We start from the raw sequence: 15713 nt of genomic DNA, 5'->3' as shown, positions 1-15713 counted from the left end.
CTCACCAACGACGACGACAAGGAACTTCCCTGTGATCCGACCCGGCCCCCGCGTGGTGGTTCTGACCGCGCTTCAACTGGAATTCCAGGCGGTGCACGCCCATCTCACCGACCTGGAGAGCTACGAACACGAGATGGGGACTCGGGTCGAGGAGGGGGCGCTGCCGGGTACGCCCTGGCGGGTGGCGCTCGCCGAACTCGGTGAGGGCAACACCAATGCCGCAGCCCTCACCGAGCGGATCAACTCCTGGCTGAAGCCGGCCGCCGTGTTCTTCGTCGGTGTAGCCGGAGCTATCAAGGACGGCCTCGAACTCGGTGATGTCGTGGTCGCGACCAAGACCTATGCCTACCAGGGAGGCAAGCTGGACCCTGGCGGGTTCATGGCCCGTCCAAGTGCCTGGGATGCCTCCCACTGGCTCGAACAGGCCGCTCGTCACACTCTGCGGTCCGGCGAGTGGACCATCCAGATCCGCAGCCGACGACCACAGCGCACGCCCGCCGTTCAACTCAAGCCCATCGCCGCCGGCGATGTCGTTCTCAACTCCGCAGACAACCCACTGTCGGACCAACTGCGCCACACCTACAACGACGCGGTGGCGATTGAGATGGAGAGCGCAGGTTTCGCCCGGGCAGTACACCTCGCCGGCCACCTGGACGCTCTCACCATCCGAGGCATCAGCGACAAGGCCGACGGGCAAAAGCACGCAGCGGACGCGGGGGGAAACCAGCCGCAAGCAGCAGCACATGCGGCCGCGGCCGCCATCACCGTGATCACGGCGCTCACGCCTCCTACGGGTACGGCCGCCAGCGAGCACCTACCCTTGACCGGTTCCAACGGCTTGGGACCCGCAGGCTTCTCCCACAGCACCGGTGCGCAGACGGCGGCCCACAGTCAGGGAGTGCGGTGGGAACCCGTGACCGGGACCGTCGAGGTGGACTGGCGCAGACCGGGCCACAACTCCGCCTTCAGTGCCGGCCCCGCCGCATTGGAGATCCACCTCGTCCCAGTGCCTTCGGGCAGCCGGATAGAGGTCCGCAGGCTGGCCCAGCTCAGTGAGGAGCTCATGGTCCTCGGGCGCGCGAGCGGATTCTTCACTCTTGCCGAGTTCGTTGCCTCGACTGCCGACGACCAACGGGCAATGGCAGCCGCAGGAGGCGTACGTCAGGCCGCCAGCGGACTTGCGGTGCTGCGCACAGGGCAACGCTCCGCTTGGCAGCCACTCCCCCATGACGGCATGGGAGCCATTCTGGACCCGGCCGTGCTACCCCAGCAGATCTCCCAGTTGTTGACCCTGCTCACCCGGCTTCCCCTGTCTGACCCCAGATCCGTCGCCCTGGGCATCGGGGTCGATCCCGCCATGACGGTCAGCGAAGACGAGGTCAGCCGGATGCCCCGGTCCAGGGCTCATCCCTGGATGAGAGGTGATCTCCTGCGAGTCCAGCCGGACGAAACCCTCACTATGACGGACCTGACCAGTAACAGGGACAGCGTCGCCGAGGAACTCACCGCTCGTCTGCTCAACAGCTTCCGCAAGCCGAAGCGCGGTTTCTGACATATCCGAGACAGGAACGTCCGGCGTCCGTCCTGCCCGCAGCAGACAAGGAGAGCGCGAAGGTGGATGAGAACGTCACGCCGAGTGGCACAGAGCCTGACCACGCAGGACCTGACACCCACGGCCCTGTCCAGAGGAATACGGCTACTCGCGGCGGCATGGTCAACGCGGTGCAGAACGGTCCTCTGATGGTTAACCATCACCTCCATGTGGAGCCCAGCGCACCCGATCCGTGGCTCACGCCGCACGAAGCCTTCGACGATCCGCAGGCTGCCGCCTACTTCTCCCACCGCTGGGACCTGGTGGGTCGGTCAGAGCTCGTCGAACAGCTGAGCTCCTTCACGACGGGCGAAGGCCGTACAGAGGGGAGGATCGGTGTCCTCCTCGGCGCGGCTGGGGGAGGCAAGAGCCGTGTGCTGCGCGCTCTCGCTGCAGAGTTCGCCCACCGCGCCGAGGGCGTCGTGAGGGTGCTGCCTGCCATTGCTCCCGTCGGCCACCGTCTCGCCGAGCGGTTGCCCGCAGATGCCGCCCTGCTCATCATCATTGAGGATGCCCACCAGCGTCCCGAAGACCTGACAGGGATCGTCCGGGAGCTCCGACGTGAACGGCCCAAGGCCGTCGTACTCGTCTCAACTCGGCCGTCCGGCACAGCAGCGCTCAGGAAGACACTCAGGCAACTCCGGGTGGATGACGCCGAGGTGCCGACATGGGAACTCGGGGAGCTCTCGACGCGTGATGCAGCCGCCCTCGCGGCACAGGCACTCGGCGAGGCGAAGGAGCACCTGGCCCGTCGGCTTGCCGCAGCCGTGGGTGACTCGCCGTTCCTGCTCGTGTTCAGCGCGGTGGAGATCGCACGCGGCAGGCTCGATCCCCGTTGGCTGGAGAGCGACGCCAGCCTGCACCAGCAAGTATCGGAGGCGTTCATCGCAACAGCCCTGGCGGACCCGGCGACGCATGACGAGGACCAGGCCCTGCTGCATGCGGTCGCGGCCTTGCAGCCCGTGCGCGCAGATGCCCCTCGCTTCCTCGAAGCAATGGCAGCCCTGCTCGGCACCTCGGACACCGTCCTTCGCGCTCAACTGAGTCGACTGGTGGACAGCGGAGTCCTGACACGCCGGGGAAACTCGCACCGGATCCTGCCCGACTTGCTGGGTGACGTCCTGCTGGCCGAGGCCGCGATCGATCCCAAAAGCGGGGCGTCAACCGGTTTCCTCGAACGCGTCCTTGCCGAGACCGACGGAGAACCGCTGACCAACCTGCTGGTGAACACGGGCCGGGTGGACTGGCAGTGGAGGAGGCTCCGGCCGTTCGGCCAGTCCCCTGTCGAACCGCTGTGGCACCTCCTTGAGCAGGAGTACACCGAGGGGGATCCCGTCACCCAGAGCAGCCTGCTAAAGGTCGTCCGCAAAATCGCCACGTTCCAGCCGCGGCGGGTCCTCGATCTCCTGCGTCCAGTGGTGGAGGCCGACACAGCCGACGCGTGCCACGTCCTGGACGACGTTCCTCTGGTACTGGCTGCGGCCGCTCATGACCCGGACCATCTCGGCGAGGCTCTCGACCTGCTGTGGAAGCTCGGGCAGCACGATCTGCGCCCCCTCCACTCGACCCCCCAATCGGCGCTGCGACTCCTCAGCGATCTCGCCTCCTATTCACCTGACAAGCCGCTGCTCTATCAGGAGGCCGTGATCGATGCCGTCGCCCGATGGGCCCGGCAGGGCGCGGTGAGCTCTGCCGGTCGGATGCCGTTCGCACTACTGGACCGCATTTTCGAGACCACTGCAGAACGCCACGAAGCCAACGGCTGGACGCTCACGATCTCCCGTCTTCCGCTGCTGGCCGAGCCCGTGGCCACCGTACGCGCCCGGGCCTACCAGGTGCTGCTCGATGCCTACGGCTCGCCGGATCCCGTGCAAGCGGGCGCGGCGGCGCGCAGTTTCGCAGAGGCATTCAGAGATCAGAGCGGGCCGTTCGAGGATTCACTGGTTCCGGCGCTGGAGGCGCTGGCCGCTCGTACCCGTGAGGTCCAACCCGGGCCATTGGTCGCGCTGGCTGTGCGGCGATCGGTCCATTGGCATGTGGCATACGGCTCTGAGCAAGCCGCCGCGGCGGCGCAGACAGTTCTGGACGCCCTGCCCGATTCGCTTCCGCACCGGCTCGCCGTGCTGATGTACAGCGACCCCCACGAATGGGCAGTGGTGAACGAGGAGTACGACTTCGAAGCGGCTGACAACGACTGGCAGCGCCAAGTGTCCGAAGCTGCTGTCCAAGCCTCGGCCTGGGCCAATGGCACGGCTTGGGAGGTCCTGCGCGACTTGCTGGAGACAGGCATGCAAGTGTTCGCTGAGGTTCCGTCAGGCTGCACGGCGCTCATCGCCAGCATGACCTTGGACCAGCCCGCTCGCACAGTGGCCATCATCCGCGGAACACTGGAGTGCGACGACAGCACAGTGGATCTTGTCCTTGCGCCGGCGTTGAAAGCCCTGTGGGGGAGCGAGCCGCAAAGCGCCGAGCAGGTGGCGGTGGATCTCCTTGATACAGACCGTGCCGCGTCCGTCCGAGCCTTGGTGCGGGCGAGCACAGCACGGCTGGCAATAGGCGAGGCACTTCGCCCGCAGGAGTTCACGATGGCCAGTCGGCTGTCCACTCACGCCGACACCACAGTTCGTACGGAGGTCCTGCGCCTGGCCGTCGCGATGATCCGCCACTCCGCTTCGCGCCCGGAGGCGATCGCACTCCTCTGTTCTGTCCCCTTCTCCGATCTGGGACGCGGGGCGGCGGACTTCTGCTGGGCGTTCATCGGCCCGAACGCCCTCTCCTGGCCCGAGCTCACTCGGGATCAGCGAACCGCCTGTGCAGGAGAGCTGGCCAAGACGCCGACACTGGACGATCACCGCGTCCAGTCAGCTATTGCGGCCCTGTCGGAAGCGCATGAGGATGAGGCGCTCGGACTGATGCTGGAGCGGCTGGAGACGTGGGAGAACGATCCTGGTCGGGGCTTCCAGCCGCTGCCCTACGCATGGAGCGCCGCGCCACCTTTCAGGAACAGTCCACACCGGGTCGAGCTCCTGCGGAAGCTGGTGCAGTGGTTCGAGGAGCAGAGGGAGAAGCCCTGGCGCCGGGAACTGTACGGAACCAATCTGTTCACGATCGTCACAGGCGGCGTATACGACAGTCAGGTGCGCGAGGTGCTGCTGGAGTCCTTCGGATCGAGCGACCCCGCCCGGATGACCGCTGTCGCACCGCTCTTGAGCGGGGCGCATAGCGAACTCCTCTGGGAAGAGACCGAGTTCGTAACCGAGGTGCTACACGCTGCCGCCCAGCATTCGGAAGAGTTGTACCGCAGGGTCGGCGGCTATCTGATGAGCTCTGTCACATCGGGAGTGAAATCGACGTCGCCCGGCGAGCCGTATCCGAAGGATCTTGAAATTCGGGAGCGCGCCACTCGGGTCCGGACAATTCTGCCCGCTGGCTCCCTGGAAGATCGCCTGTACGCCGCACTCCAGGAGCACGCGAGTGCCGAAATCGGCAGAGCGCTCAGAGAGGACTTGGACTTCGATGTCCGCCGACAGTGGTGAGAGGCATTTCATCATGCTTTTGAGGCAACGGGCGCAATTCTGTGCCAGGCACGCGGTCCCTGCTGTCCTTGGCGAGAGGTTCCCGGCACCGGTGTGGCCCGCCGGAGAGGTAGGTCCTGTCGGTGAGTAAGGATCCCTTGCGTGACAGCATGGATTCCGCAGTGGCGCCCGATGCCGCAGGGACCTCTCCAGTTCAGAGCAACACCGCGACCGATGGGAGCACGGTCAACGCTGTACAGAACGGCGACCTGACAGTCAACTACCTGTCCGGTGGGGTCGAATTGCCGCACGTACCACTGGAAGTGCTCCACCGGCACGCACTGGCTATGGCCAGGGGCCTCTGCTACCGCCCTGCGCTGGATGGAACTCCGGTGCCAATGCTCCGCACCGATCTTGCAGCCGCGCTTGAAGAGCTGGACGATCTTGTCCCAGCGGCCGAGCGGATGCGCCGGGCCGCACTAGCGCTACGGACTTGGGCAGGTTGGGTTCCCGACTCTGGTGGCCTGTTCCTGACTGACGATGCCGCTCTGGCGGCCATCGATCTATGGGCTCAAGGTTCCGAACTGCGCGATTCATGTAGCACGGAGCTGGAAGCTGCTTCCTGCTTGCTGATGGAGTCTTCTTGTGACAAGGCTTGGGCGGTGCAACGGGCACTGTCAGAAACGATAGATGGCACAGCTGTAGTCGTGGACTCCATGTCGACTCTGAGCAGGTCTCTGCTCGCGGCGCAGCGGGCGTGCCTACCCCGCGAGTCCGAGAGATCATTCGAACAGAAGCAGGCCGCAGGTTATCTCACGGCGATTCTGAAGGATCTGCACGCTTGCGCCTTCCTGCTCAGCGGAGTGTGTACGGATACGGCGCTGGGTGCGCGTGTCACGGGCGGTGCGCTGATCGCGGGAGGCTGGGGAACGGGGAAGTCGTACGGTGTGGCCAGCTGGGTCGAGTCCAGGGTCGCTGTCGGGGCACCGACGGCCCTGGTTTGCGGCTACCAATTCGATGGGCGGCGGGGCTTCGAGCAGCAGCTCGCCGAGCTGTGCGGTGCGCAAAGGCGTAGCTCGGCTCAGGAGCTGCTTGGCGCGCTCCAGTCGCATGCCCAGAGCTTGGGACTACGTGCGGTTCTCATTATCGATGCCCTCAACGAGGTGGATGCGGTCAGAGGCGATCCGCAGGTGGCGTTCGCGGCGCTAGTGGAACTCGCTGCTGATTTCCCTGACGTCACGGTGGTGGCCACGATCCGGATGGACCGACCACTGAGCGTGGGGGAGTATGCCGTTGATGTGGTTCGTAAGCGGCAGTACGCGTTCCGATGGAACGCCGGGGTCACGGATCCCCTGGCGGCATGGCGGATGTATCAGAATATGTACAATCTCCCGCCACTGATCCTCCCGCCGGACATCCGGGACCTGCGTCGCCCCCTTCTGCTATCGGTCCTGGCGTGGTCAATTCACCACTCGCTCGAGCCCAAGGACGGTTTCGTCAAGGTGCCAACCGTGGGCGAGCTGTTCCAGATGTGGCTTCGCACGCTGGACGCGGACTGGGCACAGCGCCGCGGGCACAGTACTGTCCGCGGTGCTCCTCCTCTGGTCAGCCGGGCCTGCGAGCTCATCGCGGAGGCTATCGGAGTACGAGAGTCGATTGAGTATCGGGCGGTGCTACGTACTCTCGGTGACAGTCACGAGTTCCCCGACCAAGGACAGCTGGTCGACTGGCTTCACTGCGTGGGAGTTCTCGGTATCGACCCGATCCAGGGCCATGTGCGCTTCGCAGTGCAACGGTTCGCCGAACATGTTCGAGCCCGGAATTTGCTGTACCGGCCTCGACCAGCGCGGGCAGTCGCACGACTGGTCAAGGATCTCGACGGACCGGAACAGCCTTCGGTGGAGGCGCTGCGGATGCTTGAGGCTCTCGCAGGAGCCGCTCCGCATGTAGGCAGCGATTTGGAACTGTCTCGCTTCCTGCCACGGCGCCGCCCGCTCCAGGCCGACATTGTTGTCCTAGAGTCGCTTGAGGGGAGGGACCCTGAGCTTGTTCTCGAGAGCTCGGTTGCATTCGTCCTAAGGAAACTGCAGCAGCCTGATGCTGCACCGTGGGCCTGGTATTCGATCCTGGTCAATGCCACCTATCCGGGGCATCGACTGGGCGGGTCCTTCCTCGACAAGACATTGAACAAGTGGGGCCGCACTCAGCTCCACCAGCGTTTCGTCCTCCCCGTCCTGAAGCTGATCGACCATGACGACGGCCTCGATCTTCTACGAAGGCTCCTGGCGTGGACCAGAATGCAGGACGCGGACGCTCATGCTGCGCTCGATGCCACAAACTTACTCATGTGGCTGAGCGCGGTTCCGTACGAGGGGTTGCGGGACGTGTGCGTGCGCCTAGCATCCGACCTATGGCTGGCCCATCCGGATGTTGCCGAGGTCCAGGTCGCCCGCTTCGGGAACCATCAAGACGCGATGATTGCGGAGGCGGCGTGGCTTGCCGCCTATGGATCCTTGGTCCGGTGCTCGGACCTTCCGTCGGGACAGCGGTGGCTCGGGTTGGTCGAGAGGGACGAGTCACGTCCCCATCTGCGAATCCAGGATTCCGTTGCCAGCATTCGCGCCCTGTGGGAACCCTGCGATCGACGTTCCTTTCCACCCGTACTTCTGAAGTTGCCATCATCGGCAGTCCTTGTTCCCGGCCGGAGCCGCCAGATCAGCCGGATCCATGCCCTCCTCGGGAGCTGGAGCCCGTTCCCTGAGATCTCGCCGCTGCCTCGGCTGCATTGGCTCTCGCGCCGTGCCCAGTACCTGCAGCCGAGGCGGCTGCCGACCAACCTGTTTCGTTCGGGCAGCCCGCGAGTGGGATGGCCTGAGAAGGTGGCCAGGACAAAAGCACTGACCATGGCGCTGCAAGAATGGTATGCGGTGCAGGCCTCTCACACGGCCGGAACGCTTCCCGCAGCGGCTCCCGGTGAGAGCCGCGCAGCACGCCATCACCAGCGCACCACTGACCCGACTCTCTCCGCTGCCTGGCCCATGAGGACCAACGCCAGCCTCAGGTCATCGACCTGGTGGGGAACTTCCCCAGGCCTGGACAGCCTCACAGGGTCGTACCCGGCCGCGATCATTCCGTGCTCGGATGTCGTCACCGTCCAGGCTCCGGACGGCCAGACCTGGCTACTGCTTCACGGCGAGTTCCACCCCCGTGCCACTGCCGACCTCGAATACCTCGACGGTTCTCGTGAGGCCTATGAGGAGGACGAGACTCTACCTATCCTCCGCGTGTCGCCAAACACCATCAGCACATGGGACCACTGGCGGTCCGCCTCTCCGGCCAGGCGACCAGCCGAGCGCAGCGCCTTCGTGGAGATCAGCACTCTGCTCGTTCGCGCCGGAAGCGAGCAGCTGGCCCTCCAAAAATTGCAAACTAATCGATTCGGCGACGCGCTGTGCGGAAACTGGCCCGGCCATGCTTATCTGGCTGAGTACTACCGCCACCCCGACTTCGCCACCTTAGACGTGTCGGGCATTCCTCACAGGCCGACAACCGTCTCTTACCCAGAAACGCCGGCCCCTCCTCCTCTGCGAGGCGGTGCGGCCCTCCCTGATCGGCGGTCGGTACCCACGCGCCAGGTCGTCGAGCAGCTCGGAATTCACTGGACGGGGCAACGCCTGGACTTCATTCATCCCGCTACCGGCACTCTCACATTGACCGACCCGTCACTGACCGAGGGCGGCCCGAATGCCCTGCTTCTGGCACCGGAAGCTGCCGACCGGCTAGCCGACTGCGGGTGGACACTGCTGTGGCACATCATCCACACCGACCCGTCGCTGCATGAGTGCCACAGATATGCCTTGCTGAAGCACGGAAAAATCACTGACATCGCGCCCTTGTCCGATCAATGAACATAAAAACGCAGGCGTCGAGAGGTCAGGCAACGTTTCCGCCAGTGCCTGATGTGACTATGCAGGCTTGCCCCGAGTGCCCCATTGCGATTGCATGCATCCGCAACTATCTGGGGAGTGACCTTGATGCCGCAGGGAAGTGCATGATCAACTTGCTGCATCGTCGCTAGTCAGCGGAACTCGTGAACGTCCCACCAGCAGAAACCCCACTCCGTGTGGGGTTTTTCTGATTTTTCGGGCCGTGACGCCGTGGCGCCGCCGGCCCTGTGACCGGCGGCGCCACGGCTCCCGAAACCTCAGCCGCTGCCCAGGGAGCCGCTCAGGAGGGGCAGCAGGCGGTCCCAGTGGCGCCGGAGCCCGGAAGCGCTGAACGCGTCGGTGTCGGACATGGTGAAGCCGTGGACGGTGCCGGGGTAGATCTCGGAGGTGTGGCCGACGCCCGCGGCGTCCAGGGACAGGTTCAGCTCGCTCAGGCCGTCGGGCGTGATGTCGCCCGCCGCGTGGCCGAGGTGGACCCGTGCGGTGATCCCGGAGAAGAGTCCGGGCCCGTCGGCGGCCACCGGGGCGTGGAAAGCGGCGACGGCGGCCACCCGATCCGGACGGGCGGCGGCGGTGCGCATCGCCGTGAGACCGCCGATGCAGTACCCGGTCACCGCGACCGGGCCGTCGCACACCTCGGGACGGCCGACGAGGAACTCCAGCAGGGCGTCCGCGTCGCTCCGGACGCGTTCGGCGGTGTGCGCCTGGATCAGGGGCATCACCTGGGCCATCACCGCGGGCCGGGCCTCTGCCCCGATGTACCCGGGAAGCTCGGTCAGCGGTGCCGGTCCGTGCCGGTAGAAGACATTGGGGACGAGTACGCAGTAGCCGTGTCCGGCCAGTTCACTCGCCATCTCCCGCAGCACGGGCCGGATGCCGAAGCCGTCGGGGTACATCAGCACCCCCGGATGCTGCCCGCCCCCGTCGGGGAAGGCGGCGAACGCGTCGGCCCGGCCGTCCGCGGTGGGGATCAGGAATGTGGTGGTGGGCATGGGTTCTCCTGTCGTGGTCAACGTGTCGGCTCTGATCGGCACGACAGGAGGCGGGGCCCGCGCGGCAGCGCCGGATCCCCGGTCGGAAGGCGGACCGGCGGCGGCCCGTACGGCGCTCAGTGGAGCGCCGGGTAACCGATCCGTGTGTGGCGCGAGGCCGTCCCGGTAGTCATGGCCGCGCAGCATAGCCCACCGCCCGGGGGCGCTTCGGCGCACGGCCGGAGCGGTTCCGGCCGGCATCCCACCTGCGGACACCCCCTTGTTGAGCCGGTTCGCGGCTCGTTAACGTCCACCGTGAGACGGGCGTTGCCGAACGAGGAGACCCATGAGCCGTACAGCCGCCGACGCGACTTCCTGGTACGAGGACCCGAGTCCGGGTTCGGGCGGGCTCGCGCCCCGGTCCTGGTACCCGGCGTCCGACGCCCGGCGGGTGTCCCTGAACGGCGAGTGGGCCTTCCGGCTCTCGCCGGAGGCTGACACCGAGGACGAGTCGTTCGCGCAGCCGGGGTTCGACGCATCGGGGTGGCCAACGGTGCGGGTGCCGGGGCACTGGGTGCTGCAGGGGGCCGGGGGCGCTCCCGCCTACACGAACGTGGTCTATCCCTTTCCCGTCGATCCGCCGCGGGTGCCGTCGGAGAATCCGACCGGCGACCATCTGCGGACGTTCACGCTGCCCGCCGGGCTGCCGGAGGACGGTGAGCGCGTGCTCCGGTTCGACGGGGTGGACTCGTGCGCCCGGGTCTGGCTGAACGGGCAGGAGCTGGGCGACTTCAAGGGGTCCAGGCTGGCGCACGAGTTCGCGGTGGGCGGCCTGCTGCGGGCCGGTGAGAACGTGCTGGCCGTACGGGTGCACGCGTGGTCCTCGGGGAGCTATCTGGAGGACCAGGACCAGTGGTGGCTGCCCGGGATCTTCCGCGACGTGACGCTGCTGCACCGGCCGCAGGACGCGCCCCGGGACTTCTTCGTGCACGCCGGGTACGACCACCGCGCCGGTTCCGGGACGCTGCGGGTGGAGTGCGAAGGGGCCGAGGGCCGGGTCCTCGTACCCGAACTGGGCATCGACGTCCCGGCGGGCGAACCGGTGACCCTGCCGGTGGAGCCCTGGACGGCCGAGACACCCAGGCTGTACGACGCGGAGCTGGTGACGCCGGGCGAACGCATCCCGCTGCGCATCGGCTTCCGCACGGTCGTCGTCGAGGACGGCGTCATCAAGGTCAACGGCCGGCGGCTGCTCTTCCGAGGGGTGAACCGGCACGAGTTCCATCCGGAGACCGGCCGGACCGTGGACGCCGGCACCATGCGGCAGGACCTGGTGCTGATGAAGCGGCACAACATCAACGCCGTACGGACCAGCCACTACCCGCCGCACCCCGCCTTCCTGGACCTGTGCGACGAACTGGGCCTCTGGGTGATCGACGAATGCGATCTGGAGACACATGGCTTTGTCGACCTCCAGTGGCGCGGCAACCCGGTCGACGACGAGCGGTGGACCCCCGCGCTGCTCGACCGGGCGCGAAGGACGGTCGAGCGCGACAAGAACCACGCCTCGGTGATCATCTGGTCGCTGGGCAACGAGTGCGGCACGGGCCGGGGCCTGAGCGCGATGGCCGGGTGGATCCGGGGGCGGGACCCGGAGCGGCTGCTGCACTACGAGGGCGACCTGTCGTGCGCGGACGTCGATCTGTACTCACGGATGTATCCGACGCACGCCGAGGTCGAACTCATCGGCAGGCGGGCCGAGGAGCCGCTGCCCGACGCCGAACTGGACGCCCGGCGGCGCGCGATGCCGTTCATCATGTGCGAGTACGCCCATGCCATGGGAAACGGTCCGGGCGGACTGAGCGAGTACCAGCGGCTCTTCGAGCGGTACGAACGCTGCCAGGGCGGCTTCGTCTGGGAGTGGATCGACCACGGCCTGGCCCACCCGGAGCACGGCTTCGCCTACGGCGGGGACTTCGGCGAGGAGCTGCACGACGGCAACTTCGTCTGCGACGGCCTACTCTTCCCGGACCGCACCCCCTCCCCCGGGCTCGTCGAGTACAAGAAGGTCGTCGAGCCGGTGCGGATCGGCCCGGGTTCCTCGGCGGGCACCTTCACGGTGACCAACGGGTACGACTTCACCGGGCTCGGGCACCTGGAGTTCGAGTGGTCGCACGAGGTGGCGGGCGCGCTCGTCGCCTCGGGCACGCTGACGGTGCCGGAGCTGGCGCCGGGGGCCTCGGCAGAGGTGGCGCCGGAAGCGGCGGGCGAGGGGCTGTGGACGCTGCGCGCGGTGCTCGCCGAGGACACCGCGTGGGCCGGGCGCGGGCATGTGGTGGCCTGGGGCCAGGCCGGGACGGTCGCGCCGGCCGCCCCCGCTCCGGCGGCCGGTGCCCGTCCGGTACGGGACGGGGGCGTGATCACGCTCGGGCCGGGTGCCTTCGACGCTGCCACCGGGGCGCCGGTGCGGATCGGGGACGTCGCGGTGGAGGCGCTGCGGCTGGACGTGTGGCGGGCGCCCACCGACAACGACAACGGTGCGGCGTGGCATCCGGACGAGCGGTACGGGCTGCGGTGGCGCGAGCTGGGGCTGCACCGGATGCGGCACCGCCTCGACGCGGTAGAGGCCGGGGAGGACGCCCTGACCGTACGGACCCGGGTGGCTCCGGCCGGCCGGGGCCTGGCCCTGCGGACCACATACCGGTGGACCTCGGCCGGGGACCGGCTCGGCCTCACGGTGTCCGTGGTGCCGGAGGGCGACTGGCGGCTGCCGCTGCCCCGGCTCGGCATCCGGTTCGGGGTGCCCGCCGCGCTCGGCCGGGCGCGGTGGTTCGGCGGCGGTCCGGGTGAGGCGTACCCGGACACCCGGGCCGCCGCGATGCTCGGGCTCTGGGAGCGGGACGTGGACGCGCTGCAGACCCCGTACGTCAGGCCGCAGGAGAACGGCGCGCGGGCGGATGTGCGGTGGGCGGAGCTGACGGACGGCAGCGGCTCGGGGTTCCGGGCCGAGGGCGGCACGCCGTTCTGGTTCACCGCCCGGCGCTGGACGAGCGAGCAGCTGGACGCGGCGGAGCATCTGCCGGACCTGGTGGCCGGGGAGCTCGTCTGGGTCGGCCTGGACCACGCGGTGCAGGGCATCGGCTCGCAGTCGTGCGGACCGGGCGTTCTGCCGGAGCACCGGCTGCACGCGGCCCCGGCGGAGTTCTCGTTCGTGTTCTCGCCCCTGGGCCGATCCCGCGCTCCACGCCCCGCCGCCGGCCCCAACCCCCCTGCCCGTCAAGGTCGGTGACGACGTAGCATCGGCGCCCTGCGGTGATGTTCATGGTTCGCAAGGGGGAATGGTCATGGTCGGCGGGGGCAGACGACGTGCCGCGGTCCTGGGAGGTGTGCTCGCCGGGGCGGTGCTGTTGTCCGGCATCGGCCTCTGGGCGACGGACAGTTGGCCGTTCCGTGATTCCTACTGCTGGGGCGCGTGGGAGCAGGACAGCGGCGCGTCGTTCCTCGGCGAGGAGGCGCTCGACAGGTCCGGATCGGAGCGCCGGGCCACGGAGTCCGCGCCGCCCTCGGCCGGCCGCCCGCACGGCACCTGCACGCTGGCGGTGACCTCCGAGGTCGAGGACGACGACTCCGACCGGCCGCTCACCTTCAGGGAGCAGATCACCCTGGAGTACGGGCCGGTCCCCGCCGGCGCTAAGGAGCGCCGGGCCTGGATAGCCCAGTACTTCCACGGTTCCGCCTCGCCGCTCCCGGACGGGCTCGACGGGCTGGTCGCCGCTGACCGGGCCATGCTGGTGCTGCCCGCGGGGTGCGATGCGGACGGACGTCCGTCGGCCGTGACGATCCGGAGCGAGAGCTCGGGCGACGGCCACCTCGGCAAGGTGGCCATGCCGTTCGCGATCGGCAACAGCGCCGAGGTCGGGCGGATGCTGCTCGACGCCGCCAACACCACCATGAAGAAGGCGGGCTGCGCCCCGGACAAGCCGCTGCGCACGACGTCGCCGCTGGTGACACTGGCCGAGGACGACGAGCGGGCGGCCAATCCGCTGTGCCGGATACCCGGCATGTCCTTCGACTTCGGCGAGGGCTCGCGCTACCAGCAGCAGGTGGGCGCGGTCACCGACCGGCTCCAGACCTGTTCGGTGGTGTGGCAGACACCGCGACAGCCCGACGAGCCGTCGGCCCAGTATGTGATGGCCCGCCGGCCGCGCCTGGTCGCGGTGTTCGACGGCCTCCCGGCCGGCGCGGCGCACGGGCTGCTGCGCACCGAGTGCGGGGGAAGCGCGACGGTGTTCTACGGAAACGTCGACGCCGGGCTGCAGGGCCGGGGCAGGCCGGACGACCGGCGGGTGTTCGACCGCTTCGCGGAGTCCGTCGGGCAGCGCATCGGATGCGGGGACGGTGAGGACGCGTGAGCGAGGACAGGCCCGTGCCCGTGGAGAACAACGAGCACACCGACAACACCGAGAACGCCCAGAACACCCAGAACACCCAGAACACCGACACCGCCGAGAACGCCGGGGGCGGGCGCGGGCGTCCGTCCTTCGTGCGCCGCCTGCTCAGGAGCCGTACCGCCCGTGCGGTCACCGCCGCCGGTCTGGCCGGCGCGCTGCTCGGCGCCGGTACGGTCGCCTGGCGCACCGACTCGCTGCCACTGCTCGGACCCGCCCCCTGCTGGGACTCGGTCAAGGACTCCAGCGTGTCGGCGCTGTTCGGCGACCGCAGGATCGAGGTCGACGAACAGCCGCTGCGGAACAGCCGGCAGGGTGACGGGCTGTCCTACGGGCAGTGCCGCATCACCAGCTTCAAGGACGACCGGGCGCTGCGTCAGGTGACCGTCAACGTGCACCAGCTGGACGGGCTGCGCGGGACCGACTCGACGCGGTGGCCCCAGGAGTTCCTCGCGGCCGGCATGGTGTCGCTGGGCGAAGGGCTGCCCGGGATGGTGTCCGGATCGCGCGGCTGGCTGGCGCTGCCGCAGGGGTGCACGGGTCGCGGTGACTTCACCGGGCCCACCGTGGTGGACATCGGCATGGGGCGGGCGGGTCTCGACATCGATGCGGACCTCGCGACCGAGGACCGGGGTGCTCTCACCGATGCCCTGGTGGACGCGGCCAACGGAGCCATCCGGTCCTTCGGCTGCACCGGCAGCTACCGGTCGCCCCGGACGCTGCCGTCCATCGACACCCGGCGGGACACCGATGCGGCCGCGCTCTGCGGCACCAAGGGGTTCGTCCTGCCGAAGGCGTACCGCAAGGAGCTGTCCCGCACCCGGATCGGTGCCGGCGACGACGGGCCCGCCCGGATCTGCGAGGTCGGCGGCGACGACCGGGAGCCGGTGGTGCGGATGACGACGGTGGTGGACCCGGCGCTGGCAGAGATCTTCTCCTGGGACTCGCTGCGGTCCGGCGCCTCGGTGAAGGGCACCACCGGCTACGGAAAGACGAACGGGGGCCGGGCCGTGTACCGGGCGCGCTGCCAGACCGGGCCCGTGGTGTTCGTGGTGGAGCAGCTGCGGCAGACGGACGGGGGCCGCTTCACGCTCACCGGTGAGCTGCTGCCCGGCTACGTCGCGGCGGAGGCCGGGCGCATCGGCTGCGGCCCCCAGAAGGTGACGCTCCCGGCCGCCTGAGGGGCGCGCGCCGGGCGAGCCCCGCCGACGTGCGGGCCCGTCCGCTGTGGAAGGATTCTC

At 68.3% G+C, this 15713-nt stretch carries 7 protein-coding genes; 6 read left to right on the top strand and 1 reads right to left on the bottom strand.

Translation table 11 applies throughout. From position 1 onward, the window contains the following. Positions 1 to 31 precede the first annotated feature (31 nt). The 3 genes from EDD93_RS27075 to EDD93_RS27065 all read left to right on the top strand — a co-directional run bounded on the left by EDD93_RS27075 (position 32) and on the right by EDD93_RS27065 (position 9014). A complete protein-coding gene (locus tag EDD93_RS27075; RefSeq protein WP_260255964.1) occupies positions 32 to 1552 on the top strand; it encodes a 5'-methylthioadenosine/S-adenosylhomocysteine nucleosidase in 1521 nt (506 codons plus the stop codon). Positions 1553 to 1710: 158 nt separating this feature from the next. After that, positions 1711 to 5127: a hypothetical protein gene (locus EDD93_RS27070; protein ID WP_123528121.1), complete on the top strand. Its 3417-nt coding sequence runs from the start codon at positions 1711 to 1713 to the stop codon at positions 5125 to 5127. Positions 5128 to 5264: 137 nt separating this feature from the next. Further along, positions 5265 to 9014, top strand: a complete 3750-nt coding sequence (locus EDD93_RS27065) for an ATP-binding protein (protein WP_148083907.1) — start codon at positions 5265 to 5267, stop codon at positions 9012 to 9014. Positions 9015 to 9310: 296 nt separating this feature from the next. Here EDD93_RS27065 and EDD93_RS27060 read toward each other — a convergent pair whose 3' ends face one another. Beyond that, the gene (locus tag EDD93_RS27060) at positions 9311 to 10045 is read right to left on the bottom strand and encodes a dienelactone hydrolase family protein (protein WP_123528119.1); all 735 of its coding nucleotides are present in this window, start codon (positions 10043 to 10045) and stop codon (positions 9311 to 9313) included. A gap of 325 nt (positions 10046 to 10370) precedes the next feature. Here EDD93_RS27060 and EDD93_RS27055 point away from each other — a divergent pair, with 325 nt between their 5' ends. From EDD93_RS27055 to EDD93_RS27045, 3 genes are read left to right on the top strand one after another with little or no spacing between them, the layout of a single operon-like run. Next, positions 10371 to 13313, top strand: coding sequence for a glycoside hydrolase family 2 TIM barrel-domain containing protein (locus tag EDD93_RS27055; RefSeq protein ID WP_123528118.1), 2943 nt, complete (start codon positions 10371 to 10373; stop codon positions 13311 to 13313). A 55-nt stretch (positions 13314 to 13368) separates the two neighbouring features. After that, entirely contained in the window at positions 13369 to 14436 is a 1068-nt protein-coding gene (locus tag EDD93_RS27050) for a hypothetical protein (protein ID WP_123528117.1), read from the top strand. Next, positions 14433 to 15653, top strand: a complete 1221-nt coding sequence (locus EDD93_RS27045; RefSeq protein WP_123528116.1) for a hypothetical protein — start codon at positions 14433 to 14435, stop codon at positions 15651 to 15653. The genes EDD93_RS27050 and EDD93_RS27045 overlap by 4 nt, the downstream gene beginning before the upstream one ends. Positions 15654 to 15713 lie beyond the last annotated feature (60 nt).

It is taken from the genome of Streptomyces sp. 840.1, from assembly GCF_003751445.1.
Classification (GTDB): Bacteria; Actinomycetota; Actinomycetes; order Streptomycetales; family Streptomycetaceae; genus Streptomyces.
This window is presented reverse-complemented; position numbering and strand designations above follow the sequence as displayed.

Coding starts and splice junctions, on each gene's coding strand:
- EDD93_RS27070 (WP_123528121.1), top strand. CDS start 1,711: ATGGTCAACGCGGTGCAGAACGGTCCTCTGATGGTTAACCATCACCTC.
- EDD93_RS27050 (WP_123528117.1), top strand. CDS start 13,369: ATGGTCGGCGGGGGCAGACGACGTGCCGCGGTCCTGGGAGGTGTGCTC.
- EDD93_RS27055 (WP_123528118.1), top strand. CDS start 10,371: ATGAGCCGTACAGCCGCCGACGCGACTTCCTGGTACGAGGACCCGAGT.
- EDD93_RS27060 (WP_123528119.1), bottom strand. CDS start 10,045: ATGCCCACCACCACATTCCTGATCCCCACCGCGGACGGCCGGGCCGAC.